The 24,196-nt window shown below is 59.4% G+C and carries 22 protein-coding genes; 4 read left to right on the forward strand and 18 right to left on the reverse strand.

Features of this window, described 5'->3' with window-relative positions; translation table 11 throughout:
* Nucleotides 1-5 precede the first annotated feature (5 nt).
* From ASTEX_RS03200 to ASTEX_RS03215, 4 genes are read right to left on the reverse strand one after another with little or no spacing between them, the layout of a single operon-like run.
* Complete coding sequence (locus ASTEX_RS03200) at nt 6-314, reverse strand: ArsR/SmtB family transcription factor (protein WP_013478168.1); 309 nt, start codon at nt 312-314, stop codon at nt 6-8.
* On the reverse strand, nt 311-3,538 hold the full coding sequence (locus tag ASTEX_RS03205) for an efflux RND transporter permease subunit (protein WP_013478169.1): 3,228 nt from the start codon (nt 3,536-3,538) through the stop codon (nt 311-313). Before ASTEX_RS03205 ends, ASTEX_RS03200 begins: the two co-directional genes overlap by 4 nt.
* On the reverse strand, nt 3,535-4,536 hold the full coding sequence (locus tag ASTEX_RS03210; protein ID WP_041658812.1) for an efflux RND transporter periplasmic adaptor subunit: 1,002 nt from the start codon (nt 4,534-4,536) through the stop codon (nt 3,535-3,537). Before ASTEX_RS03210 ends, ASTEX_RS03205 begins: the two co-directional genes overlap by 4 nt.
* A gap of 14 nt (nt 4,537-4,550) precedes the next feature.
* On the reverse strand, nt 4,551-4,901 hold the full coding sequence (locus tag ASTEX_RS03215) for a rhodanese-like domain-containing protein (RefSeq protein WP_013478171.1): 351 nt from the start codon (nt 4,899-4,901) through the stop codon (nt 4,551-4,553).
* A gap of 139 nt (nt 4,902-5,040) precedes the next feature.
* Between ASTEX_RS03215 and ASTEX_RS03220 the strand changes: the two genes are divergently transcribed.
* Genes ASTEX_RS03220 through ASTEX_RS03230 form a run of 3 tightly spaced genes read left to right on the forward strand, consistent with a single transcriptional unit; the run spans nt 5,041 to nt 6,895 of the window.
* Nucleotides 5,041-6,330 carry an NAD(P)/FAD-dependent oxidoreductase gene (locus ASTEX_RS03220; protein ID WP_013478172.1) on the forward strand — a complete coding sequence of 430 codons (1,290 nt, stop codon included), beginning with the start codon at nt 5,041-5,043 and terminating at the stop codon, nt 6,328-6,330.
* Nucleotides 6,331-6,341: 11 nt separating this feature from the next.
* Nucleotides 6,342-6,545: a YgaP family membrane protein gene (locus tag ASTEX_RS03225; protein ID WP_013478173.1), complete on the forward strand. Its 204-nt coding sequence runs from the start codon at nt 6,342-6,344 to the stop codon at nt 6,543-6,545.
* The gene (locus ASTEX_RS03230; RefSeq protein WP_013478174.1) at nt 6,542-6,895 is read left to right on the forward strand and encodes a carboxymuconolactone decarboxylase family protein; all 354 of its coding nucleotides are present in this window, start codon (nt 6,542-6,544) and stop codon (nt 6,893-6,895) included. The genes ASTEX_RS03225 and ASTEX_RS03230 overlap by 4 nt, the downstream gene beginning before the upstream one ends.
* Nucleotides 6,896-6,968: 73 nt before the next feature.
* Here ASTEX_RS03230 and ASTEX_RS03235 read toward each other — a convergent pair whose 3' ends face one another.
* The 9 genes from ASTEX_RS03235 to ASTEX_RS20630 all read right to left on the reverse strand — a co-directional run bounded on the left by ASTEX_RS03235 (nt 6,969) and on the right by ASTEX_RS20630 (nt 17,329).
* Nucleotides 6,969-7,646, reverse strand: a complete 678-nt coding sequence (locus tag ASTEX_RS03235) for a response regulator (protein ID WP_013478175.1) — start codon at nt 7,644-7,646, stop codon at nt 6,969-6,971.
* The gene (locus ASTEX_RS03240) at nt 7,643-10,303 is read right to left on the reverse strand and encodes a sensor histidine kinase (protein WP_013478176.1); all 2,661 of its coding nucleotides are present in this window, start codon (nt 10,301-10,303) and stop codon (nt 7,643-7,645) included. The genes ASTEX_RS03235 and ASTEX_RS03240 overlap by 4 nt, the downstream gene beginning before the upstream one ends.
* Nucleotides 10,300-10,860, reverse strand: a complete 561-nt coding sequence (gene kdpC, locus ASTEX_RS03245; protein WP_218918609.1) for a potassium-transporting ATPase subunit KdpC — start codon at nt 10,858-10,860, stop codon at nt 10,300-10,302. Before kdpC ends, ASTEX_RS03240 begins: the two co-directional genes overlap by 4 nt.
* Nucleotides 10,861-11,001: 141 nt before the next feature.
* The gene (gene kdpB, locus ASTEX_RS03250; protein ID WP_013478178.1) at nt 11,002-13,068 is read right to left on the reverse strand and encodes a potassium-transporting ATPase subunit KdpB; all 2,067 of its coding nucleotides are present in this window, start codon (nt 13,066-13,068) and stop codon (nt 11,002-11,004) included.
* A gap of 4 nt (nt 13,069-13,072) precedes the next feature.
* A complete protein-coding gene (kdpA, locus tag ASTEX_RS03255) occupies nt 13,073-14,782 on the reverse strand; it encodes a potassium-transporting ATPase subunit KdpA (protein ID WP_013478179.1) in 1,710 nt (569 codons plus the stop codon).
* Between the two features lie 15 nt (nt 14,783-14,797).
* Nucleotides 14,798-14,890, reverse strand: a complete 93-nt coding sequence (gene kdpF, locus ASTEX_RS03260; RefSeq protein WP_013478180.1) for a K(+)-transporting ATPase subunit F — start codon at nt 14,888-14,890, stop codon at nt 14,798-14,800.
* A 640-nt stretch (nt 14,891-15,530) separates the two neighbouring features.
* Complete coding sequence (locus tag ASTEX_RS03275) at nt 15,531-16,406, reverse strand: nucleotidyl transferase AbiEii/AbiGii toxin family protein (RefSeq protein ID WP_013478182.1); 876 nt, start codon at nt 16,404-16,406, stop codon at nt 15,531-15,533.
* Nucleotides 16,399-17,046, reverse strand: coding sequence for a type IV toxin-antitoxin system AbiEi family antitoxin domain-containing protein (locus ASTEX_RS03280; protein WP_049781592.1), 648 nt, complete (start codon nt 17,044-17,046; stop codon nt 16,399-16,401). Before ASTEX_RS03280 ends, ASTEX_RS03275 begins: the two co-directional genes overlap by 8 nt.
* The gene (locus ASTEX_RS20630; protein WP_041658487.1) at nt 17,036-17,329 is read right to left on the reverse strand and encodes a hypothetical protein; all 294 of its coding nucleotides are present in this window, start codon (nt 17,327-17,329) and stop codon (nt 17,036-17,038) included. The genes ASTEX_RS03280 and ASTEX_RS20630 overlap by 11 nt, the downstream gene beginning before the upstream one ends.
* 188 nt (nt 17,330-17,517) lie before the next feature.
* On the opposite strand from ASTEX_RS20630, the gene dusA reads away from it, so the two are divergent.
* Nucleotides 17,518-18,549, forward strand: coding sequence for a tRNA dihydrouridine(20/20a) synthase DusA (gene dusA, locus ASTEX_RS03290; protein ID WP_013478184.1), 1,032 nt, complete (start codon nt 17,518-17,520; stop codon nt 18,547-18,549).
* On the opposite strand, the gene ASTEX_RS03295 is transcribed toward dusA, so the two are convergent.
* From ASTEX_RS03295 to ASTEX_RS20795, 5 genes are all read right to left on the reverse strand, one after another.
* Nucleotides 18,533-19,060 carry a TIGR02281 family clan AA aspartic protease gene (locus ASTEX_RS03295; RefSeq protein ID WP_041658825.1) on the reverse strand — a complete coding sequence of 176 codons (528 nt, stop codon included), beginning with the start codon at nt 19,058-19,060 and terminating at the stop codon, nt 18,533-18,535. The two genes, dusA and ASTEX_RS03295, sit on opposite strands and share 17 nt — an antisense overlap.
* Nucleotides 19,061-19,636: 576 nt before the next feature.
* A complete protein-coding gene (locus ASTEX_RS03300; protein WP_013478187.1) occupies nt 19,637-20,011 on the reverse strand; it encodes a hypothetical protein in 375 nt (124 codons plus the stop codon).
* 226 nt (nt 20,012-20,237) lie between these two features.
* Nucleotides 20,238-20,600, reverse strand: a complete 363-nt coding sequence (locus ASTEX_RS03305; RefSeq protein WP_013478188.1) for a hypothetical protein — start codon at nt 20,598-20,600, stop codon at nt 20,238-20,240.
* 229 nt (nt 20,601-20,829) lie between these two features.
* Nucleotides 20,830-22,548 carry a methyl-accepting chemotaxis protein gene (locus ASTEX_RS03310; RefSeq protein WP_013478189.1) on the reverse strand — a complete coding sequence of 573 codons (1,719 nt, stop codon included), beginning with the start codon at nt 22,546-22,548 and terminating at the stop codon, nt 20,830-20,832.
* A gap of 288 nt (nt 22,549-22,836) precedes the next feature.
* Nucleotides 22,837-23,934, reverse strand: a complete 1,098-nt coding sequence (locus tag ASTEX_RS20795) for a cell wall hydrolase (RefSeq protein WP_065757487.1) — start codon at nt 23,932-23,934, stop codon at nt 22,837-22,839.
* Nucleotides 23,935-24,196: the final 262 nt, after the last annotated feature.

Below are 24,196 nucleotides of genomic sequence, written 5' to 3' on the forward strand. Positions count from 1 at the left end.
AACCGTTATCGCCTGTATATCTCACACAGAGTGCTGACGATGTTTTGCGCCGCTGGATCGCCTATTGAATAGTAGATGGTCTGTCCATCGCGACGCGTGATCACCAGATTTTCCGCCCGCATCTTAGCCAGATGCTGTGAGGTGCCCGCGATGGGCTGCCCCAGATAGTCGGCCAGATCCGAAACGCTGGCTTCGCCTTCAAACAGCCGGCACAGGATCATCAAGCGATGTTCGCTGGCCAGCAGTTTCAGCATCCGCGTCGCCCGCTGAACGTTCGGCTTCAGGTTTTGCAGGTCGTGCGCGGTGACGGTCATGATTCAGCTCGTTCCGTAAGGTCGTCCTTAAAGACAACATAGATGGCGGGAATAACCAATACGGTCAGAAGCGTCGAGGACAAAAGCCCGAACAGCAGCGAGATGGCCAGCCCCTGAAAGATGGGGTCGAACAGGATAACGCTGGCTCCGATCATAGCCGCCAGCGCGGTCAGCAGGATTGGCTTAAAGCGGGTGGCGCCGGCCTCCAGGAGTACCTCGCGCAAGGGGCGCTTGCGACCGTCAGTGTCGTATTCTGCATGGCGGATGAAATCGACCAGCAGGATTGAGTTACGCACGATAATCCCGGCCAATGCGATAAACCCGATCATCGAGGTGGCAGAAAATGGAGCGCCAAACAGCAGGTGCCCGATGACAATGCCGATCAGCGTCAGGGGCACCGGCGTCAGTATGACCAGCGGCAGGCGGAAGTTTTTGAACTGCGCCACCACAAGAATATAAATGCCCAAAAGTGCCACGCCAAAGGCTGCCCCCATGTCGCGGAACGTCACCCAGGTGATCTCCCACTCGCCGTCCCACAACACGGTTGGGCGGGTTTCGTCTTCGGGTTGACCATTGAGGCGGATCACCGGCTTGGGCAGGTTCCCCCAATCGGCGGCGTTGATGGCGTCATCGACGGCGCCCAGGCCATAGATGGGCGCCTCATACCGCCCGGCCAGTTCGGCCATGATCATGTCGGCATCGCGTCCATCTCGGCGGAAATAGGCGCTCGAGCCCTGTGCGCGTTCAAAGGTCGCGATCTCGTTCAACGCTATCAGTCGTCCGCCAGAGGTGGCGACGGGCATGGACGCAAGGGTTTCGCTGACATAGCGTGCGTGCTGCGGCAAGCGCAGGGCGATCTCCAGCGGTTGGCGGCCTTCGCCGCTGCGTCCGGCCTGCTGCGCATAGCCCAGAACCTGCCCGTTCATCAGCGTATTGACTGACCCGTAGAGTTCACCTTCGGACACACTAAGGCTTTCCAGACGGGCACGATCAGGCACGACATTCAGTGTCGGGCGCGGCAGACCATAGGAATCGTCCACATCGACGATGAAGTCGATCTCTTTAAAGATGGCCTTGACCTTTTCGGCCACGGCGCGACGTGTGGCAGCATCCGGTCCATAGATTTCGGCCAAGAGGGTGGCCATGACCGGCGGTCCCGGCGGCGCTTCGACCACCTTCAATACACCTCCTGCCGGCAGAGCCACTGTTTTCAGCCTTTGGCGCAGGTCGAGCGCAATGGCATGGCTGGCGCGCGAGCGTTCGCCCTTGGGGGCCAGCAACACATTGAGGTCGCCCTGTTCTGGTCGGTTGCGCAGGTAATAGTGGCGCACAAGCCCGTTGAAGTTGAACGGAGTGGCGGTTCCGGCATAGGCGTCGATGGCCTCAACCTCTTTCAAGCCGGCGGCCACCCGCGCGGCCTCGGTCAGCACGCGCTGCGTCATCTCCAGCGACGTGCCTTCGGGCAGGTCTGCAATAACCTGGAGCTCCGATTTATTGTCGAACGGCAGCAGTTTGACCGTCACCACCTTGAAGCCGAACAGGCTCATTGAAATGAGCGTGGCCGCGCCGATGACCAGCAGAAACGCCCAGGCGGTCTTTTGGGTGGCGATGACCTTCGACGCCACACGGCGATAGAGGAGGCCGATAAAGCCTTCGTGGTCGTGTGAATGGCCGTCACTCAGCGTCTTGCGCGCAAAGCGGATCATCAGCCACGGCGCGAGGACCACAGCGACAAAGAACGAAAAGACCATGGCCGCTGAGGCATTGACCGGGATGGGGGCCATGTAGGGACCCATTAGGCCGGAGACAAACAGCATGGGCAGCAGTGCCGCCACCACGGTCAGGGTAGCGACAATGGTCGGGTTACCGACTTCGGCCACCGCTTCGATGGTAGCCTGTGCGCGGCTTCGCCCATCTTTCATACCCCAGTGCCGCGCGATGTTTTCGATCATCACAATCGCATCATCGACCAGAATGCCGATGGAGAAGATCAGGGCGAACAGGCTGACGCGGTTGATGGTGAAGCCCATCAGGTTTGAGGCGAACAGCGTCAAAAGGATGGTGGTCGGGATCACGACGGCGGTGACCGCAGCTTCTCGCCAACCGATGGCAAAGCCAATCAGCACCACGATCGAAGCGGTGGCGAGCCCTAGATGGAACAACAGCTCATTGGCCTTTTCATTGGCCGTTTCGCCGTAGTCGCGCGTAATCGACACCTCAACACCGGACGGGATCAACGAGCCTTTGAGCGCCTCGAGCCGTTTGTGAATGGCCTCAGAGACGATAACCGCATTGGCCCCCTGCCGCTTGGCGATAGCCAATGAGACGGCGGGCGCGGCCTCAATACCCTGAGCCGTCTGGCGATAGCGGGTCACACGCGCTTGATCTTCGCGCGGGGCCTGTACGAGGGTAGTGACGTCACGCACCAGCACCGGCTGGCCGCTGACCGAGGTCACGGTGATCTGACCCACATCGAAGACGCTGTTGAGCGAGCGCCCAGCCTTAAGGTCAAGCGTCTGGCCTTGGTCGCGCACCACGCCGGCTGGCAGGGTCTGGTTGGCCGCCGAAATCGCCTGGGTGAGCGCCGTCAAAGATACCCCGTGCACGCTCATGCGCGCCGGATCCGGCTCGACGCGAATTTCTTCCGGGCGGCCGCCGGTGATGAAGGTCAGGCCGACATTGTCCACCTTGGCCAGTTCGCTGCGCAGTTTGAGTGCCAGTCCGTAGAGCGCCACATCGTCGATGCGCGCTCCGGCGCTGGCGGTGGGCGACAGGGTAATGATCATCGACGGCACGTCATTGATGCCGCGCGTCGAAATGAGCGGTTCGGGAATGCCTTTCGGCATCTTGTCGGCATTGGCGCGCAGCTTTTCATGGATGCGTACCGCGGCGGAGTCGGGGTCGGTTCCTACCTTGAAACGCGCCGTAACCATCACGGCATCATCTTCGATAAAGCTATAGACATGATCGACGCCGTTGATGCTTTTAACGATCGTTTCCAGAGGTCTTGCGATTAGTTCCTTGGCGTCATTGACTTTAAGCCCGGCCGCCGCGACCTGAATATCGACCATGGGAACCGAAATCTGCGGCTCCTCTTCGCGCGGGATGGACATAACCGCCATCAGGCCGACAAACACGGCCACCAGCAGGGCCAGAGGCGTGAGGGGTGAGTTGAGCGTTGCCTGCGTCAGGCGGCCCGACAGTCCTAACTTGGCGTCGTTCATTTCACCGCTCCATAGGGGGCCAGTCTGTCTCCGTCTTTAAGACCGCTGAGGATTTCGACCTGTCCCGCCGACAGGGGCGCGGTCTGCACCGGGATTTCACTGAAGGTGCGGTCGGGCGCGACCAGGCGTACATAGTCGAGACCGTAGCGCGTGGCGACATAGCCAGCCGGCACTTGAATGCCCCGACGTTTACCGAGGCTGAGCGAGGTGATGACGCGCTCACCTACCAGCACCTGATCCAGTCCCGCCGGAGTGACATCGGCAATGACCTGCCCCTTATCGACCGCCGGATAGATCTGGCTGAGCGTGCCCGATGCCGTCAGGCCATTGGCCTCTAGCTCCACGATTTGTCCCACGCTGAGGGCGCGCGCCTGCGGTTCGGGCAGTTGCAGTCGCACGACGCGTGGCCCGGCGGTCACCGTTGCCACCGACTGTCCGGCCATAACCACGGCTCCGGCGGGGACATCGGCCTTCACCACCACGCCAGTGGCCGGGGCGCGAATGACGCCCTGTCCAGCCAGTTCCCCCGCCGCCGCGCGCTGTGCCTGCGCCGCCTTCCAGGCGGATTCCGCCTGCTCCAGCCGGGCCTTTGCATAGATGCCCTTGTCATAGAGCGTCTTGATGCGTTTGTAGTCGGCCTCCGCCTGAAGCGCGGTCGCCGTATAGGCGCTGGCTTCGAAATTCAGCCTCTGGTCCTTGACCACGCCGATGACCTGTCCCTTGCTGACGGTGTCGCCCTCGCGCACATTCAGGGTCATTAGAACTCCGGGAATCCGCGCTACGGCCTCGCCTATATCGCGCGTGGTCAGCGTAGCCGACAGGCGCTTGATATCGTCGATGTCGGCCGTCGTGACGGTCAGCAGGTCGCCGGCGGCCGTTTGCGGTGCGGGGCGCTCGACCGGCTTTTTATCGTGCCCGTCGGAACAGGCGCTCAGGCTGGCAAAGGCGAGCACGGTTAGTGCCGAAGCGGCGAACAGGCGAAGGAGGTGGCGGGGCATGGCCATAGCCTTTCTCAGCGAACCGTGGGCAGGCCCGCGGCCTTCCATGCATTGAGGCCACCCTGAAGGTGATGATCAACCTGAGCGCCAAAGCTGCGGCAGGCCTTGACGCCCTGCGCCGAACGTCCGCCGGCCAGGCACTGCATGACCACGGTTCGTTCACCGGCTCCGGCGGTGACGGTCGCAAGCGCCTCAGACGACAGGCTCGACAGGGGCAGGTTGATGGCGCCCTTGATGTGCTCAGCGCTGAACTCCGAAGGTTCGCGCACATCAATCAGTAAGAGGGTTTTCGTCTGAAGCCCTCGGTGCACCTCTGCCGGGGTCAGATTGGTGATGGAGGGTAGTGGTTGGAACAGTCCGAACATGGGGGCCTCAAAAAAGGACTTGAAGTTTCTATATTGCGTATTTAAGATAATATGCAATTAAAAGCAAGTCCACTGTTTTTAATGCGCCTCCGCCGGAGCAGGCGGTCGTGAAACCGGGTGGACGCCAGGGAGGTCAGTCATGGCCAATGCAGGACAAAAGCCGCGTATCGTGGTTCTTGGCGCGGGATTAGGCGGTACGATTGCTGCCTTTGAGATCAAGGAAGCCGTCGGCAATAAGGCCGATGTCACCGTCGTCAATAAGGGTGACACTTTCCATTTTGTGCCGTCAAACCCATGGGTCGCCGTCAAATGGCGCACCCGTGAAGCTATTGAAGTCAATCTGACCAAGATCTTTCAGCGCAAAGGAATCGAGTTCTTTACCTGCGGGGCGAAGGCCATCCATCCCAAAGACAACAAGATCACCCTCTCGACGGATATGGAGTTGATCTACGACTATCTGGTCATTGCGACAGGACCTGAACTGGCCTTTGACGAAATCGAAGGCTTTGGTCCGGAGCATTTCACCCAATCGGTTTGCCATGTCGATCATGCTTTAGCGGCGTCAGATGTGTTTGAGGCCTTTGCCAAGGACCCGAAGCCCATCGTGGTGGGAGCGGTGCAGGGAGCCTCGTGCTTTGGTCCGGCCTATGAATTTGCCCTCATCCTCGATACGGAACTGCGCAAACGCAAGGTGCGCGACAAGGTGCCAATGACCTTTGTAACCTCCGAGCCTTATGTCGGGCATCTGGGGCTGGATGGCGTGGGGGACACCAAGGGGTTGCTGGAAAGTGAACTGCGTCAGCGCCACATCAAATGGATCACCAATGCCCGGGTCGAAAAGGTCGAGGCCGGTCTGATGTACGTCGAAGAAGTCAATGAAGACGGCTCGACAAAGGGGCATCATCAGTTGCCGTTCGGTTTTTCGATGATGTTGCCGGCCTTCCGGGGCGTTGAGGCCGTGCGTGGGCACGAAGGCCTGACCAACCCGCGCGGGTTTATTCTCGTGGACAAGCATCAGCGCAATCCAACCTATCCCAATATCTTCGCACTAGGCGTCTGCGTCGCTATCGCGCCGACGGGTAAGACCCCGGTGCCTGTGGGCGTGCCCAAGACCGGCTTCATGATCGAGTCCATGGTCACGGCCATCGCGCACAATTTCAAACTGATACTGGCGGGCAAGGCACCGACGCACGAAGCGACGTGGAACGCCATCTGTCTGGCCGATTTTGGTGATGGGGGCGTGGCCTTCTTCGCTCAGCCGCAGATTCCACCGCGCAACATTAACTGGTCGGCATCCGGCAAATGGGTGCACCTCGCCAAAGTCGGATTCGAAAAATACTTCATCGGCAAGGTGAAGTCCGGCCAGTCTGAACCCTTCTATGAAAAGCTCGCGCTCGATTTGATCGGCGCCCATAAGATCAAACCTTAAGGAGAAATCATATGTCTCTGGATCGTCTCGTTCTGGCCTTTGCCGGAACCGTCGTGCTCGCGTCTGTCGCGCTGGCGCATTTCGTTCACCCGAATTGGGTGTGGCTGACCGTCTTTGCCGGGGCCAATATGATACAGGCCAGTTTCACGGGCTTCTGTCCGGCGGCGATGGTGTTCAAGGCGCTGGGCGCCAAGCCGGGGGTGTGCTTCAAATGAGCAAGTCCTATCCCGAAATCACCGCGCGTCTGTCGGCCAATATCAAGACTTTGCGCAAAGACATTCCGGAAACCATGGCCGGGTTTTCGGCGTTGGCCAAGGCGGCCACGGCTGACGGCGCACTGGACAAGAAGATGAAGGAATTCATTGCTCTGGCCATTGGCGTCGCCACGCGCTGTGACGGCTGCATAGGCTATCATACCGAAGCCCTGGTGCGGCTGGGGGCGACGAAACAGGAGGTCGAAGAGGTGCTTGGCATGGCCATCTACATGGGTGGCGGGCCTTCGCTGATGTATGCGGCTGACGCCCTCATGGCGTTTGAGCAGTATTCGGGACAAGTCGGCGGATAGGCCAAAGCCCTCGGAGCGCTGGGCTGTTGTCGATAAGCGCAGGCAAACCGCAGACACGAACTGTCGTCACGCCCTAATCCTGAAAGCGATAGCCAATGCCTGGTTCGGTCAGGATAAAGCGGGGCTTTAGAGGATCATCTTTCAGCTTTTCGCGCAGGTGCTGGGTGTGAATGCGCAAATAATGGGTCTGATCCGAGGTGTGGCGGTTCCACACTGCCTTGAGAAGCTGCGCGTGGGTGAGGACCTTGCCCGGGTGGGCAATAAAGACCGAGAGCAGCCTGTATTCGATGGGCGTCAGGTGGACGCTTTCCCCCTCAAGCCATACGCGCCGGGCGGCGGTGTCCACCTTAAGCCCGTTACGCTCAAAGATCTGCGGCACATCGCTCTGCTTTTGGGCGTGGCGCAGCGCCACCTTGATACGGGCCAGCAATTCCCCGGGGGCAAACGGCTTGGTCAGGTAATCGTCGGCACCGTTTTCAAGGGCCCTGATCTTGTCCGCCTCCTGCTCTCGCGCCGACAACACGATGATGGGGATTTGCGACCATTCGCGCAGGGACAAGATGACGTCCTGCCCGTCCTGATCCGGCAGGCCGAGGTCAAGAATGAGCAGATCGGGACCATTGAGCGTCAGCGCTTTAAGGCCATCTTTCGCATTGCCGGCTTCAAGGACGTCATGACCCTGCGCGGACAAGATGGCGCGCAGATGTCGGCGGATGTCACCTTCGTCTTCAATGATCAGAACCTTGGTCATACCGGGTGTGTATAGGCTGGCAGGGTAAAGATAAAGCTGGCACCGCCAGTGGGGTTGGTCTTGGCATAGATCAGGCCGCCGTGCGCTTCGATTATGCCTTTACAGATCGCCAAACCCAGACCGTTGCTTTGACCTGAGCGATCTGTGCTTAACCGATCAGAAGATAGCCCGCCCGCCCGATGAAACTTTTCGAAAATCTGGGCTTCTTCACCGGCGGGCAGACCTGGCCCATTGTCACTGACCCTGACGCGCACACGATCCGCGTCGCCCTCAAAACTGAGGGTGATGATGCCGTCATCCGACGTATGGGCGATAGCGTTTTCCAGCAGGTTGATCAGCACCTGTTCGATTAGTGCCCCGTCGATATTGACCATGGGTATCTGGCCGGCCGTGAGCGTGCGAAGCTGACGGTCTCCCTTTTGCGGATCAATGCGCTGCAAGGCCGCCCCGGCGATTTCCTGAATGAGGTAGGGCCCAAAATTGAGCTTGAGCTGGCCCGATGTGATGGCTGCCATCCGCAGCAGGTTGGCCACAAATTTTTGCAGGCCGGTCAGATGCCCCCACAGGGAGGTCAGCTCATCAACCGCTTCACGCGGCAGCTTTTTGCGCATCTTCAGCAGTGACGCGACCGCGCCATTCATCACGGTCAACGGCGTTTTAAGATCGTGCGAGACGGAGGCTAAAAGGACGTTGCGCAGCTTTTCATTCTCGGTTTCGACACGGGCGCTTTCGGCTTCCAGACTTTGGCGGGCGCGCTGCAAAGCGCTGGCGATCAGGCTGGCGACGGTTTCAAAAACCAGCCACTCGGCTCCGGTGAACTGACGGTCGCGGTCGCGCGGCGTCAGCCCCAAGACACCCGGTTCGCTGGGCAGAGGCACGTAAAGGGCGCGGGCGGACGGAAGGGTGTCGGTATGCCGTCCGGCGATCTGACGGTTCTGGGCCACCCACTGCATCGCCCCCAACTCGCGGGGGTCGATTTCAGGGACGCCGGTGATCTGAGCGCCGTTGTTCCACAAGGCGACCTCGACATCAAAGGCTGCCGTCAGACCTCGCTGGACCGCGTCGCCTATATCTTCGAGGCCTCGCGCTGCCGAAAGGGCGCGGGAGAGATCATAAAGTAAGCGGCTTTCGGCCTCGCCCCGCCGCGCCAGCCGGACATGCAGCGACAGGCGGGCCGTCAGTGAGCCTACGATTAATGATGTTGCCAGCATGACCGCGAAGGTCAGAACATAGCTGATGTTATCAAAGGTGAAGCTGTAATAGGGCTTGATAAAGAACCAGTTGAAGGCCGCGACCGACAGGACCGACGCCAGAACTGATGGCCCGATGCCGTAGCGCGCCGCCACGATGACCACGCCGGTCAGGTACAGCATCACCAGACTGTCCGGGTCAATCATCTCACGGAAGGGTAGGCCCAAAAGGGTCGAGACCCCGACGGCCACACCCGCCATCAGGTAGGTGCGGGGGGGCGTGGCCAAAAGAGTGTGCCCGATAGGGTCGCGGGACCCCACCTCGATCTGATCCGCCGTCAGCGTGGTAATCTCCAGTCCAGCTCCTTGTGCCATCAGTTTCTGCGACAGGGAGGGCAGGCCAAAGCGCCACCATACGGGCCGGCTGTGGCCCAGCACCAGACGCGTAAAGCCATTATGGCGCGCGTAGCCAAGGATGGTCGCTGCGGCACCGCCGGCGATCAGACGCACGACGCGCCCGCCCAGCTTTTCGGCTAACCGCAGATGGTGCTCGACCCTCAGGCGGGCCTTGTCAGACAGGGTTTCGTGCCGGTCCGTTTGCAGGTAGAGGGCAGACCACGGTGCGCGTGAGCGGTCGGCCATGCGCTTGGTATGACGGATCAGGCGCTCCGACAGGGCATCCGGCCCCACCAGCACCAGAATCTTGTCGCCCGTGGCCGCTTCGGATTGCCCCATGGCGGCGCTGAAGGCATCATTATCCGCGTCCACCCGCTCGGCGGCCCGACGCAGCGCCAGTTCCCGCAGACGGCCGAGATTGCCTTTTTTGAAGAAGTTGTCGGCGGCCCGCTGCGGCGCGCCTTCGGCGACATAGACCTTGCCCTCCGAAAGGCGCTGCAACAGGTCTTCGGGCGGAATGTCGATCAGCGCGATTTCATCGGCTTCGTCAAACGCCACATCTGGCACCGTCTCCTTGACCCAGACGCCGGTCAGGCGCGCCACCACGTCATTGAGGCTTTCGAGATGCTGGACATTGAGCGTGGTGAAAACGTCGATGCCGTTTTCCAGCAACTCCTCAATGTCCTGCCAGCGCTTGGGGTGGCGTGAGCCGGGCGCATTGGTGTGGGCGTACTCATCGACTAGGATCAGATCGGGTTTCAGTTGCAGGGCCGCGTCGAGATCGAACTCCCGCACGCTGACACCCCGATGGTCGATCGTTTTTTGCGGTAGGACGGGCAGGCCGTCGAACAGGGCCAGGGTTTCGGGGCGATTGTGGTGTTCCGCCACGCCGATAATGACGTTTCGGCCCTCGGCGAGCAGCCGTCGCGCTTCGCTGAGCATGGCGAACGTCTTGCCCACCCCGGCGGAGGCACCGAAGAAAATCTTCAGCCTCCCACGCGACAAGCCGCCCGTGTCATGGCTGAAGAGGGCGAGCAGTTTGTCAGGGTCGGGTCGGGTTTCTGCCTTCACTTCAGCCTTCCGTCGAGTCGCAGATTCACCTCTAGCACATTGACGCGGGCTTCGCCGAGGACTCCGAAATCGGGCGTTTGTGTCGCCGCGGCGATGGCGTCACTCACCCGCTGTTCCGGGATGTGGCGGGCGGCGGCGATACGCGGCACCTGAACCGCCGCCGCAGCCGGGCTAATGTGGGGATCGAGGCCGGAGCCCGACGCCGTGAGCAGATCGACGGGCACCGGGCCGGGCAGGTTCAGCGCGTGGCGGCGGGCCTTAGCCGCTTCGATCAGGGCCGGATTATTCACGCCATAGTTGGAGCCTGAGGAGGCGGCGGCGTTGTAGGGAGCCGGCCCCGTGGCGGAGAGGCGACCCCACAGATACTGAGGCTGGGTGAAGTTTTGCCCGATCAGGCGCGAACCGATGACGGTCTGACCGTCGCGGATCAGCGAGCCCTGCGCCTTGTCGGGAAAAGCGGTCTGGACGATGGCCGTGGTCGCCAGTGGATACACGCCGCCAAACAGGACGGTAAAGACGGCCAGAGAGACGAGGGCGGGTTGGATGTGTTTGATCAGTGTCACGAGTGTTGTCCGTTGTGTGGGGTTAACCCCTCCGACCCCTGCGGGCCACCTCCCCCTGAAATCAGGGGGAGAGCTTTGTGTTTCTACCCTGATGTCAGGAGAGGGGGCAGACGATCCGAATGTTGGGAGGTCGGGTTAAACCAGACCGACGACGCTCAGTCCCATATCGATCAGCTTGATGCCGATAAACGGGGCCACAATCCCGCCCAGTCCGTAGATCAGCGCGTGGCGGGTCAGCATGTGCGATGCGGACTCGGCCCGGTACTTCACCCCCTTCAGCGCCAGCGGGATCAGGGCAATGATGATCAGCGCATTGAAGATGACCGCCGACAGGATGGCGCTTTGCGGTGACGACAGGCCCATGACATTCAGCACCCCCAGTGCCGGATAGGTCGTCGCAAAGGCCGCCGGAATGATGGCAAAATATTTTGCCAGGTCGTTCGAGATGCTGAACGTCGTCAGCGCCCCGCGCGTCATCAGCAGTTGCTTGCCGATCTCTACAATCTCGATCAGCTTGGTCGGGTCAGAGTCGAGATCGACCATGTTCCCGGCCTCCTTGGCGGCCTGCGTGCCAGAGTTCATGGCCACAGCCACGTCCGATTGCGCCAGTGCCGGAGCGTCATTGGTGCCGTCGCCGACCATGGCGACCATCTCGCCGCCTTCCTGCATCTTTCGGATATATCTGAGCTTCGTCTCCGGCGTAGCTTCGGCCACAAAGTCATCGACACCGGCCTCTGAGGCAATCGCCGCCGCCGTCAGCGGGTTGTCCCCGGTAATCATCACGCTCTTGATGCCCATCTTGCGCAGTTCGGCCAGGCGCACCTTGATGTCCGGTTTCACGATGTCCTTAAGATAAACCACGCCCAGAACCTTCGGCCCTTCGGCCACCATCAGAGGTGTGCCACCCTTTTTGGCAATGTCCTCGACGACAGTGGTGATCTCGGCCGGGACCAGCCCGCCCTTCAGGTTGATCAGGCCCGCAATGGCATCGCCCGCCCCTTTCAGAATATGGCGCTCGTTGATGATAATGCCCGACACGCGCTGTTCGGCCGAAAACGGGATGAACTCGGCCTTGAGGTCGGCGGCTGAGCGTTCCGGCAAGCCGTATTGCCCGCGCGCCAGGGCAACGATCGAGCGGCCTTCAGGCGTCTCGTCGGCCAGCGACGACAGTTCGGCGGCTTCGGCGAGTTGCTGGAGGCTGACATTCGGGGCGGGCAAGAACTCAACCGCCTGGCGGTTGCCGAAGGTGATGGTGCCGGTCTTGTCCAGCAGCAGCACATTGACATCGCCCGCGGCTTCAACGGCCCGGCCTGAGGTGGCGATAACATTGGCCCGGATCAGGCGCTGCATACCCGAAATACCTATAGCCGACAAAAGCCCGCCTATGGTCGTCGGTATCAGGCAGACGAGCAGGGCGATGAGGACGGCGATGGAGATGACCGTGCCCGATCCGGCTTTTTCCACGCTGAACAGCGAGAACGGCAAAAGCGTCGCGCAGGCCATCAGGAAGACCAGAGTCAGGGCCGCCAGCAGGATGGACAAGGCGATTTCATTGGGGGTCTTTTGCCGTTTGGCGGACTCCACCAGCCCGATCATCTTGTCGAGAAAGCTCTCGCCCGGATCAGCGGTGACACGCACGAGGACCCAGTCGCTGAGGACGCGCGTGCCTCCGGTCACCGCGTCGCGGTCGCCGCCGGATTCACGGATGACCGGGGCGGACTCGCCGGTGATGGCGCTTTCATCGACGCTGGCAATGCCTTCGATGACCTGCCCGTCGGCGGGGACGATGTCCCCGGCCTCGACGCGGACCGTATCCCCCTTGCGCAGGGTGCTGGCGGCGACCGTGGTCAGCTTGCCCAACTTGTCGAGCTTGCGGGCTTCGACATCGCGGCGCGCCATCTTCAGACTGTCGGCCTGCGCCTTGCCACGTCCTTCGGCGAGGGACTCAGCGAAGTTGGCGAACAGAACCGTGAACCACAGCCAGAAGGCGATCAGGCCGACGAACCAGACAGGCTGACCGCCACCGATGACCGTGCCGGGAACGACCAGCATGACGCCTAGGATGAGGGTGGTGATAATAGACCCGACCCAGACAAGGAACATCACCGGGTTGCGCGCCTGATAGCGCGGATCGAGCCGCTGGATGGCCTGAAGCACGGCCAGCCTGAAGTCGGTTTTGTGGGTTTGCAGAGTTGCGGACATGGGATTAGCCCTTGATCAGGTTCAGGTGTTCGATGACCGGGCCGAGCGCCAGCGCCGGGGCATAGGTCAGGACGCCGACGATGATGATGACTCCCATCAGGAAGACCACGAACAGCGGCGTATGGGTCGCAAGGGTTCCGGCAGAGGTGGGAACGGTACGCTTGGCGGCGAGTGACCCTGCAATGGCCAGTACCGGCAGAAGCACGAAGAAGCGGCCAAACAACATGCACAGGCCAAGCAGTGAGTTATAAAAAGGGCTGTTGGCGCTCAGACCGGCAAACGCGGATCCGTTGTTATTGGCCGCTGAGGTGAAGGCGTAAAGCACCTCCGAGAAGCCCTGCGCCCCCGGGTTGTAGATACCGGCCTGCCCCCATGGCGTGAGCACCGCCACCGCCGTGCAGATCAGAACGAGGGCACAGGGCAGGAGCACTGCTATAGACGCCATCTTGATTTCAAACGCGCCGATCTTCTTGCCGAGATACTCCGGCGTGCGCCCGACCATCAGGCCCGCGATGAAGACCGTCAGTATGACAAAGACCAGCATACCGTAAAGCCCGGAGCCGGCGCCGCCATAAATGACCTCACCGAACTGCATCAGGATCATCGGGATCAGCCCGCCCAAAGGCGTGAAGCTGTCATGCATGGCATTGACTGAGCCGTTCGAGGCGGCTGTGGTCGCCGTCGCCCATATGGCCGAATTGGCGATGCCGAAGCGCGTGTCTTTACCTTCCATATTGCCACCGGCTTGGGCCCCGGCTGCCACTAGATGCGGATTGCCAGCCTGTTCCAACCCGATGCAGGTGGCGGTCAGTGGCACAAAAATGAGGGTCATGGCCACGAAGATCGCGATGCCCTGTCTGCGGTCGCCGATCATTTTGCCAAAGGTGAAGCACAAGGCCGCCGGGATGAGCAGGATCGACAGCATCTCAATCAGGTTCGACAGGGGCGTCGGGTTTTCAAACGGGTGCGCGGAATTGGTGTTGAAAAAGCCGCCCCCGTTGGTGCCCAGCATCTTGATGGCTTCCTGTGACGCAACGGGACCCATCGCAATGGTTTGGCTTGCGCCTTCGAGTGTGTGGGCGGTGACATAGCTGGCGAAGGTCTGGATGACGCCCTGACTGCTGAGCGCGATAGCCACGATCAGTGCCAGAGGCAGAAGGATGTAGAGCTGGATGCGGACCAAATCGACCCAGAAGTTACCGAGCTTGTCCGTCGTCTGACCCGTCAGGCCCCGAATGACCGCGGCCAGAACGGCGATGCCGACAGCGGCTGACACGAAGTTTTGAACGGTCAGGCCGACCATCTGGCTGAAATAGCTCAAGGTCGTTTCGCCGGCATAGGACTGCCAGTTGGTATTGGTGACGAAGCTGACCGCTGTATTGAACGCCAGGTCCGGCGTGAGATTGGGCAGGTGCTGCGGGTTAAACGGCAGAACACCTTGCGTGAGCAACAGCCCGAACAGCAGGGCAAACCCGCCGAACGAAAACAGGATGACTGCGGTGGCGTAATCGGTCCACCTCATGTCCTGATCCGGCCGGACATCGCCCATCGAATAGATGAGGCCTTCAACGGGTGTGAAAACCGGACTGAGCCAAGTGCGCTGGCCCGACAAGACGCGCGCCACATAGTCGCCAAGCGGCACGGCCAGCGCCGTGAGCGCAGCCATGAATAACACAAGCTGAAGCCAGCCTGCGGAGGGAATACCGAGGAACATATTAGTCTTCCGGATTTAAGGGAAAAGTTCGGGCTTGATCAGGGCGATGATCAGATAGCCCGCCAGAGCCACGACTACGATGGCCGAAGCGATGTAAAGCGCGGTCATTGGCCGCCCTCACGCAGACGGTCAGCAAAGCGGGCAAAGGCCAGACACAGGGCAAAAAAGCCCATGCCGGCAACAAGATAGACGATGGCCATGACGCCCTCCGTTATCAATAGGATCAACGGATAAGGCTTACGCCTCAGCGCATATAGCGGGTGTATAGATGCAAACAGTCCGCATATAGATTTTGTATAGGCCTGAGAACGGCTGATTTGGCATTGACGGCTATGGCTTTATCGTCTGGCGCATTCTCAAAAGAAAAATTTTCGAGTATCGGAGAGACAAGTGGCCCATTTTTTTTGAAAATGCCCCGATTGAGCCAATGGATATAGCGCCAAAATTCTCCGTTGCCCAATGATGGATTGGGTAGCATCCTGAGTTCAAATATTTATCAGGATTCGTGTGCAATTTGAGTTTAATGAGAAATAGCAAGTCCCTGATATCAGAGCGTATTTGAGCGCACATATGGCTCTGCGGAGGTGAATAATTTGGTATTATAATGCCATATTGCGCGATGGCTGTGCGGCAACGCCAGTCCGTCCAATCGTTATCGAGGTAAACAGGCCTTGCCGGCGCCGTGCCTGATCTAAGGCGGTGTAAGTGGACTTGGCGCTTGCCCTGCCTATAGACGTCTTCGGTAGCCTTAGTTGCGAATGGCGTTGGCATTGATGCGTGAGCAAGCGGAGCCCACCAGTTCCCAAATCGTCTGGACGATCTCCCGGAAAGGCGGGCCATCAAACGCAATGGAACGTGCATAGGCATCCCATTGGCGAAGCTTATCGGGAGATGTGTACATTGCGTCTGAAAGGCCAGGAGGCGTCTCAGTTGGTACGGCTGTGCCGCGGCGGCTGAACGTAGCTTCAATTGCTGCGTCCAGTGCATTCTGATCGATGCTCAGGCTCTGCGGAATGGCCCAAAGATCGTAATAGTCCTTCATTCGGCCGTTGATTAGGCCGAGGTTGACCATGGCCTGGAATTTTTCGGCGATAACCGTTGTGGGAGGATAAGCTCTGACGTTTGATACTTCGTTATCCAGCAGGTTGGGGAAGTCGATATCCATGGGCGCTGGCGTAACCGCATCTCCAAAACCAATGTCGATAGTGATCGAAATGCGTGTCCTCTCAAGGAACGCTAAGGTCTTAAGGCGGGTGCCACCGTATTTAATATCCTCGCGGATCGCCTCGGCGATTAAGTTCGCAGAGTCAAATATCAGGCCGTCGTCAACTTCAATCGACAATATCTCAGAGAATGTTCCCTTTAAGAGGTCTTGATTATCCTCGCCCTGGCCAAGCAGATCCACGTCTCTGGTGACGCGCATAGCGTCATCCACCCAAAGAGTTACAAGCAGGCCGCCCTTCAGGATGAATCGGTTCCGATATCTTGAGATCGAAAGGCGATAAAGAAGTCGCTCCAGGCCGTATCTGACCAGCATCACGTCGAATGGCTGCCCCTGGGCTTTTGCGAGCCTTAGGAGCTTGTCTTTTACTGAGGCCGCCCTGTTCGCTTTGAGCTTATCCATTGGATGTCAGTGCTTCCAGATAGGGCGCTATCGTCTTGCTCGTGCCACCATGCCTGGCAGCCTCGTAAATTTCCGATGGGGTTGCCTTACGTTGGCTCAGGGCAGATTTCAGACTTTCTATCGCGACGGAGCGATCAACCAGACGGGGGTTGCGAAATACGTCAGCCAGTGTTCTGGCAACGGAGTAGATTGGAACTTCAACACCTGAAATAAGATGGTATTCTATGCCATCTCTGATTGAGGCGGCTTTAAAGCGGACCAGGCGCATCGGGGGGTAACTTACGGTCGGTGCCCATGTGTCCTTAGCAATGGCGACCCATATTCTGCGTGGCATCTGGTCTGTAAGGCCATGGTACGCCAGTGCGGATGTCATACAGATAATGCCATTGGGAATTTGCTTGGAAATTTCGGCAAGGGGCTGGTTGGTATCTATATCGCTGTCCAGACTTTGGTACAGGCCGCGCGAAACCCGCCTTATCAGACCACTTGCCTCCGCGCGTGAGATAGTTGCAGCCGTGATGCCTTGGGCCCTTAGCTCGTGAGCGCGCACAAGCGGACGGGCCTTGACGATAGCATTCAGGCGTTGCTGCTGTGTAAGGGCAGGGGGCTCCACGATACAAAACCTACCACTAATCCTCATTTGGGTGGAGGTTTTGTATCATGTGATAAGTTAAGCGTCCACTAAAACTAAGGTCCCTTGGCGAGAGGGGGCTATCCTTGGGAGGGTAGGGTGAGTGTTGATTTCCGCCGAGAATTAACATCTCTACCTCCTTCATATCTGCGAGATGAAGGTCTATAAGGCCGCGAAATGTGTTGATGCCGATGATGTTCTTCGGTGTTGGTGTTTTGCCGGCGTCGATCTCGCATTCTACTCGCCTTGCCCATGCCTCTGCATCCTGACGCAGAAGGAAGGTTTCGCTCAACTCATGGTCCTTCTTTCGGACCTGAGCCAGCCAGCGGCCTGAATTCTGCTTTGTGTGGTAGCCATTTGCAGTTACGAATGAGTGCAAAATGCGTGCAGTGAGAGAACTTAAGTGGTATTAATTAGCCGTTTTAAAGCGATTTTCCGAGTGTAATCGCTCTCCTTTTGATCTTTGATAACGTTAAGAAAATGATTGAAAATCAAGCACATATTTTTAGCGTTGCACCCATGATGGACTGGACGGACCGTCATTGTCGGGCCTTTCACCGGACTCTGACGAAGGGGGCGCTGCTCTATACCGAGATGGTCACTTCGCGGGCGATCATCAATGGCGACCGTCAGAAGTTGCTGGGCTTTTCGGAGGTCGAGCATCCGGTGGCGCTGCAACTGGGGGGCTCAGAACCGGACGAACTGGCGGCCTGCGCCAAGATCGCCGAAGACTGGGGCTATGACGAGGTCAATCTCAACTGTGGCTGTCCGTCCGATCGCGTGCAGTCGGGATCGTTTGGGGCCTGTCTGATGCGTGAGCCGCAGCTTGTCGCCGACTGCATGCAAGCCATGGGCGAGGCGACGCGTCTGCCCGTCACCGTCAAATGCCGCATCGGCGTCGATGATCAGGACGAAGAAACGGCCCTGTTTGCGCTGGTTGAGGCCTGCCGGCAGGCGGGGGTGCGCACCTTTATTGTCCATGCGCGCAAGGCCTGGCTTAAGGGCCTCTCGCCCAAGGAGAACCGCGACATCCCGCCGCTCAATTACGAACTGGTCTATGCCTTAAAGCGCGCACATCCGGATTTGACGATCTCAATCAATGGCGGAATTGGTACGCTGCAGGAAGCCGAAACCCATCTGAAACACGTCGATGGCGTCATGCTGGGGCGCGCCGCCTATCATGAGCCCGCCTTGCTGGGGCAGGTGGACAGGCGCATATTTAGCGGGGAGGCCGATGTCGGGCCGTTCGAGGCGCTGGAGGCTTATAGCCCCTACGTGCAGGCGCAACTTGCGGCCGGCGTGCATCTGCCGGCCATAACACGGCATATGCTGGGGCTGATGCACGGCCTGCCTGGTGCGCGGGCCTTCCGCCGCATCCTGACCGTGGGGTCGATTCAACCAGGCGCGGGTATAGAGGTGCTGGATCAAGCCATTGAAGCGGTGCGCGACGCTATGGCTGCGTCGCAGGCGCGGCGTGAGGCCTATGAGGCCAGCCTTACGGACGCAGGATAAGGCCGCCTTGCGTGGCCTCAAAGCGGCTGAGGCGGCCGAGATAGCTCATCCCCAATAGAGAAGTGGACAGCCCTTCGCGGATGACCAGGGCCTCGACATCGTCCATCTGGCTCTGGCCGATCTGCACGCGATCAATGACGACACGGGCGGCCTGCGTCTTGCCGCTGGCGGTGGTGACATCCTGATCATAGGTGAGGGCGTTCAGGTTGATGCCCAGACGGCGGGCATCCTGCGGCGTCAGGGCGACCACAGAGGCCCCTGTATCAACGAGAAATTTCACCGTGGTGCTATTTACCCTTGCCTCAGCCCAGTAGTGGCCGTCAGCCGCCTTGGGGATGGCCGTAACGCCGCCGATGGTGCTTGGGGCAGAGACACTGTGCGTCTGGGACGTCTGCACCACAGTCGCGGTTTCATCACCGCGTGACGCAAAGCCTTCGTGCCGTACCACCAGCAGGCCTGTGGCAACGGCGCTGGTGATAGCGCATCCCAGAATAAACGCAGATCTCAGCATAACGAAACCACCACCACCGCTTTCGGGCTGCCCGGGCCGGGCCACCGGTTTTTTTCCGGTTGGTCACAGTCTATGCGGATAAGGTTTTTTTATCGTGAATCGGAGAAATGTGGCGTGTTCGGACGAAATGATCAAAGAAGTTGGAATCTATAAATTAGAAATAACATATAAAAACAATTAATTATATAATTTGCAATTCAAAAAATACTCCGGTTACGGAATGTTTGTTGCCTGTTTTTTGGCTTTGTGGCACAGTGATGCCCGACGCGGCGACGGCTGAGAGAGGTGAGAGTCCCCTGAGAGTTTGCGACGCGTCTTCTTGTTCATCTTGTCATGAAAAAGGAGGCGCATTGTGATGAATGACAATGAAAAGAAACAACACGCTATGACTTCGTTCGCCCTGTTTGGCGGGGTTTTTCTGGGGCAAAAGCCAAAATCCGGGCCGGTCCAAAGCCGCCCGCAGGATTTCAGGCCCTTTGGCCGCAAGTAGTACCGGCGTGACGCAAACCCAAAACGCAAAACGCAAAACCCTCCGCGATCACTCGCGGAGGGTTTTTTCAGAAGTCGAGAGACGACTTAGTTCGAGGCGAGCTTCACGCCAGCCTTGGCTTCCGCAGCGGCCATGTTCGGCGACGCCTTGGTGATCTTGACCGACGGGTTCGAACCGCCAGCGCCAAAGCGCGCGGTGCCTTCTACCCAGTACAGGCCGTCAGCGCCCAGGAAGTTGTACTTGAATTCGATGGAGTAGGTGCCGGCGCGCACGTCGCAGGCGTTGACGTTGACCATCTGCTTGCCGGTGACGGGAACGACCTTCGACACAGCGGCCTTGGCCAGACCGGCGAGGGAGGAGCCGGCTTCGGCCTGCTGGGCGTCATCGCACTCGGTTGCTTGGGCGGCGCCCGTCATACCCAGAACGGCGACGGCGGCAATCATAAGGCTTTTCTTGATCATCTCTTTGTAGCTCCTTGAGTTTCTTCAGGATGACTACACTCTATCTGATAATGAATAATCTTAAGTTAAACAGCGTATTAGGAAATTTTTACAGAGATTAACTCCGTTATTTCAAACACTTGAAATACAAGGGGGTAAAACTTAACGACGTCCGGGGACGAGAAAAAATAAGTAGAAAAAAATGGAAAAGGCCGCCGGACAGGTCGTGTCCGGCGGCAGTTATGTCTTAGTTCGAGGCGAGTTTGATGCCCGCCTTGGCCTCAGCGGCAGCCAGGTTGGGGCTCAGGCGCTTCAGTTTCAGGTCGGTCACGGCTGCGCCATTGAACTTGGCCAAGCCTTCAACCCAGTACAGGCCACCCGCGCCGAGGAAGTTATACTTGAATTCGGCGGTAGCGGACTTGCCGGCGGCGTCGCAGGTGTTGATGCTCACCATCTGCTTGCCTTCGACGGCGACCGCCTTGGACACGGCGGCCGCGGTGGCAGCCGCTATCGCCTTACCGGCGGCGGCTTCCTGGGCTTCGTCACACTCGGCAAAGGCCGGAGCGGCAAGGGCGGTCAGGGCAAGGGCGGAAATGATAACGGCTTTCACGGCGTAAAACTCTTTCTGAATCGGTACTGGGCATTCGGCCCACGGGGAGGAGGACGGGATGCGTTGTTTAGCGCGAGTTCAATATACCTATGAGTGTTTAATTGCCGGTGAATCTATTGTGCGACGCGATAAATATTTTCACCTCTAAAGTGAATTTCATAAAATCAGGCAAAAAAAAACCCTCCGGAGGGCCTCCGGAGGGGTGTCAGGCTGGATTGCGGCGTTGGATTTACGCGGCGGTCAACTCGGCCAGGAAGCGGCGGATATTCTCGCTCATGGCTTCCGTGCGTTGTGTCAGCTGACGCGCGGCACCCAGCATCTCGGTCGAAGCTTTTTCCGTATCCGCGGCCGAGGCCGACAGTTGCGATACGGAGGTGGAAGCGGTGGTGGTACCGTCCGAAGCTTCGTTGACGTTGCGGGCAATTTCGTTGGTCGCGTCGCCTTGCTGGTGCACCGAGTCGGCGATGGACGAAGCGATTTCGTTCATGTGCTTGATGGTGGCACCGATTCCGCGGATAGCCGAGACGCCGTTCTGGGCAGCCGTCTGGATGTCCTTGATGCGTTCGCGGATTTCGTCGGTGGCCTTGGCTGTTTGCTGAGCCAGCGACTTCACTTCCGAGGCGACAACCGCGAAGCCCTTACCGGCTTCACCAGCGCGCGCCGATTCGATGGTGGCGTTCAGCGCCAGCAGGTTGGTTTGCTGGGCGATGGCGTTGATGAGGTCAACCACTTCGCCGATCTGATCGGCAGCGCGGCTCAGTTCGACCATCGAGTCGTTGGTCTTGTCGGCTTCCGACACGGCTTCAGCCGCGATCTCCACCGAGCGGACGGCCTGATCACCGATCACGCCGATCGACGCTGAAAGTTCGGTGGTCGCCGAGGCGACGTTTTGCACGTTGTCTGCCGAGTTGCGGATCGAGGAGACCGCTGATTGCGAACGGCGCTCGTTTTCCTGCGCGATGGTTAGCAGCGTACGGCCGTTGGCGTCGAGGTCCGAGGCGGCGGCTGACAAGGCGTCCAGCATGTCCTGAGCCTCGTGGCGGAAGCGTTCGGCCAGTTCCGACATCTGACGGGCGCGTTCTTCGCGGGTCTTCATGGTGGCGGCTTCGATTTCGGCGAGACGCAGCTTTTCTTCGGCATTGGCCTTGAAGACATTGAGGCTGTCTACGACCGACTTCAGTTCATCGCCACGCGCCAGCGATTGAATGTCCACATTCAGGTTGCCGCGTGCCAGTTCTTCGGTGGTCTTGGCGATGCGGTTGATGCCGGTCACCGTAGCGCGCGAGAAGACGAACGCGATACCGCAGGACAGGGCAGCCATGATGGCGGCGAAGACGGTCAGCATGGAGATGCCAGCGGTCTGTGCCGTACGGGCGGCTTCGGCGTCTGCCTTAGCCTGGGCGACCTGACCGGCGATGATTTTGTCCGAGATTTGCGACATCTTGGCGTAGCCTTCGTCGAACTGCGACATCAGCGGCGCGACAGAGGGGAAATCGACGGTCATGACCGAGCCGGCGAATTCCACGGCTTCCTTATAGGTCTTGACCTCCTTGCCAAGGTCTTCGAGGTCTTTCTTCTTGGTGGCGTCGCTGGTGGCACCGGCCATTGCCTTAATGCTGGTTTCGATCTTACCAAGGTCCTGCACGACCAGGGCGACCTTCTGATCGGCATTGGTGCCAGCGCCCGACGCCTGATCGGTCATGGCGCGGAACAGCTGGCCATTGGCTTCCTTAATGGCCGACTTGATGTCGCCCATGGCCTGAACGGCCGGGAGGCTCTGGGTATTGATGTTTTCGATCGCCTTGCCTTGCGTGTTCATCACGGTTACGGCCCCGAAGGCCAGCGCGACGATCAGCGCAGTAGCGACGGCGGCCGGAGTCATGAACTTCAGCGTGAAGGACAGGTTGGAGATGCTCAGCTTGCCGCCGGCAGATTTCGACTTAGTCATTATGGCCCCTGACAATCTAGTGTCTGCTTTTCCGTTGCGGTGTTTTGAGGGCCGCACGGAGAAATGGTTTTTCTGGGGTCTCGGTGCGTGATCCAACTACAGGCACGACTCACCACGCTTCCGCAAATCCCGGATTGGCAGGTAGGGTGTCAGAACATAGTTGTTGAAACCCTAACATCCGTGATTTTTTTCGTCTTACAATAAAACGGCGGTAACCTTAATGAAAACAGCGCCTAAGGTTGAACCTCGGCGCTGTGATGTCGTTTTTTCGTTCAGAAAATCGCCCGGTTAAGGCTTCGCCGGCGCTGCCGTTTTCACGGCCTGGGTGAGCGTCTGAGCGTCCTCGCCCTTAACTTGTGACGACAGCGCGACGGCCTTTACAGCGCTATCCTTGCTGGCGTCCCGCAGATGGGTGAGGGCGTCAGAGGCCTTGGTCTCCACCGGGGCCGCGGGTAGGGCAGAGGGTTCCGTCGTCTCGTTCACCTGCTCCAGAGTTGGCGCCGCCGAAGGGCGGACCTGATCCGCCGCGGCCAGCATCTGCGCGCCACGGCTGGAGAACTGATAGAAGGCGTGATTACCGATGGTGGCGGTGCGCTGCATCCGCACGGACCAATCGGGCGAGATACCCAGAACGTGGAAATGGGTCGAAGCGCCGACCGACTTCATCACATAACCATCAAGCGCATCTTCGGCGATGGTGCGGGCGCGCTTCCACGCCCAGCTTTCGACGCGGTTGGACATGATGCCGTTGCAGGTGAAGCTGAACTGACAGCCGGTGCGCTTCACCGCGCCCTGATAGACCACATTACAGATGGTCTTGGGGTAGGCGGGGTGACGCACGCGGTTCAGGATGACCTGAGCCACGGCGCGTTGACCGGAATCGGTTTCGCCGCGCGCTTCGTAATAGACGGCCTGAGTCAGGCAATCGAGGTCGGAGGCGGAGCGGTTCTTGAGATCAAAGGGCGAGGCCGGGGCCGTGCGCGACGGCGCGCGCATCAGGCCCAGATCGAGGCTGGCTTTCAGCACCGGTGCGGAGGCGGCTTCGGCCTTGTGCGCGCGGGCCGGGCCGACCAGAGACGCAAACAGGTCGGTGCGCTGACGGTCTTGACGCAGACGCATCGTGGCCACAGGCGAGGTATAGGATTCATGACGCATAACAAGCGCGATGGCGCGGCGGTCCAGATCGTCCTGAAGCGCGGCGACGCTCTTCTGGCCGTCCATGTGGCGCAGACGATCCGCACCATAGGAGTGATCATTCAGGCTCATCAGGCTTTCGGCCTGTTCGCGGATTTGCGCGTCGCGCGTCAGCTTACCGCCTAACCAGGCGGAGCCGAATGCAGCTGTCAGCATGAGGCTGGAGCCGCCCGCGGCGGTCAACAGGCGCATCTGACGGCGCGTAAGAGACAGGTTCAGACCCAAAGGTGTCTTGTCCTCAGTAACGAGAGCGCACCGCGCTCCCTGACAGAGGGCAACCCCACCATACATTCTATAGAATGCATCAGGCCGTTTCACGAGACGAAAACGCAGCCTTCCGGGGGCGCCGGAGCCGACGAAGCACCTAAGCTGGTGTCCGTCGACGGCCCGTCTTATAGCCAGAAATGTGGCAAAAATGTGTTTACGCGCCAATCGCCTAAAAAGAGCATCAGTT

It is taken from the genome of Asticcacaulis excentricus CB 48, assembly GCF_000175215.2.
In the GTDB taxonomy this organism is placed as follows: Bacteria; Pseudomonadota; Alphaproteobacteria; order Caulobacterales; family Caulobacteraceae; genus Asticcacaulis; species Asticcacaulis excentricus.

Coding starts and splice junctions, on each gene's coding strand:
- ASTEX_RS03295 (WP_041658825.1), bottom strand. CDS start 19,060: ATGCTGAGATCTGCGTTTATTCTGGGATGCGCTATCACCAGCGCCGTT.
- kdpB (WP_013478178.1), bottom strand. CDS start 13,068: ATGTCCGCAACTCTGCAAACCCACAAAACCGACTTCAGGCTGGCCGTG.
- ASTEX_RS03220 (WP_013478172.1), top strand. CDS start 5,041: ATGGCCAATGCAGGACAAAAGCCGCGTATCGTGGTTCTTGGCGCGGGA.
- ASTEX_RS03275 (WP_013478182.1), bottom strand. CDS start 16,406: ATGGATAAGCTCAAAGCGAACAGGGCGGCCTCAGTAAAAGACAAGCTC.
- kdpF (WP_013478180.1), bottom strand. CDS start 14,890: ATGACCGCGCTTTACATCGCTTCGGCCATCGTAGTCGTGGCTCTGGCG.
- kdpA (WP_013478179.1), bottom strand. CDS start 14,782: ATGTTCCTCGGTATTCCCTCCGCAGGCTGGCTTCAGCTTGTGTTATTC.
- ASTEX_RS03230 (WP_013478174.1), top strand. CDS start 6,542: ATGAGCAAGTCCTATCCCGAAATCACCGCGCGTCTGTCGGCCAATATC.
- ASTEX_RS03235 (WP_013478175.1), bottom strand. CDS start 7,646: ATGACCAAGGTTCTGATCATTGAAGACGAAGGTGACATCCGCCGACAT.
- ASTEX_RS03205 (WP_013478169.1), bottom strand. CDS start 3,538: ATGAACGACGCCAAGTTAGGACTGTCGGGCCGCCTGACGCAGGCAACG.
- dusA (WP_013478184.1), top strand. CDS start 17,518: ATGATTGAAAATCAAGCACATATTTTTAGCGTTGCACCCATGATGGAC.
- ASTEX_RS03280 (WP_049781592.1), bottom strand. CDS start 17,046: ATGAGGATTAGTGGTAGGTTTTGTATCGTGGAGCCCCCTGCCCTTACA.
- ASTEX_RS03215 (WP_013478171.1), bottom strand. CDS start 4,901: ATGTTCGGACTGTTCCAACCACTACCCTCCATCACCAATCTGACCCCG.
- ASTEX_RS03210 (WP_041658812.1), bottom strand. CDS start 4,536: ATGCCCCGCCACCTCCTTCGCCTGTTCGCCGCTTCGGCACTAACCGTG.
- ASTEX_RS03310 (WP_013478189.1), bottom strand. CDS start 22,548: ATGACTAAGTCGAAATCTGCCGGCGGCAAGCTGAGCATCTCCAACCTG.
- ASTEX_RS20795 (WP_065757487.1), bottom strand. CDS start 23,934: ATGCGCCTGTTGACCGCCGCGGGCGGCTCCAGCCTCATGCTGACAGCT.
- ASTEX_RS03225 (WP_013478173.1), top strand. CDS start 6,342: ATGTCTCTGGATCGTCTCGTTCTGGCCTTTGCCGGAACCGTCGTGCTC.
- ASTEX_RS03200 (WP_013478168.1), bottom strand. CDS start 314: ATGACCGTCACCGCGCACGACCTGCAAAACCTGAAGCCGAACGTTCAG.
- ASTEX_RS03300 (WP_013478187.1), bottom strand. CDS start 20,011: ATGATCAAGAAAAGCCTTATGATTGCCGCCGTCGCCGTTCTGGGTATG.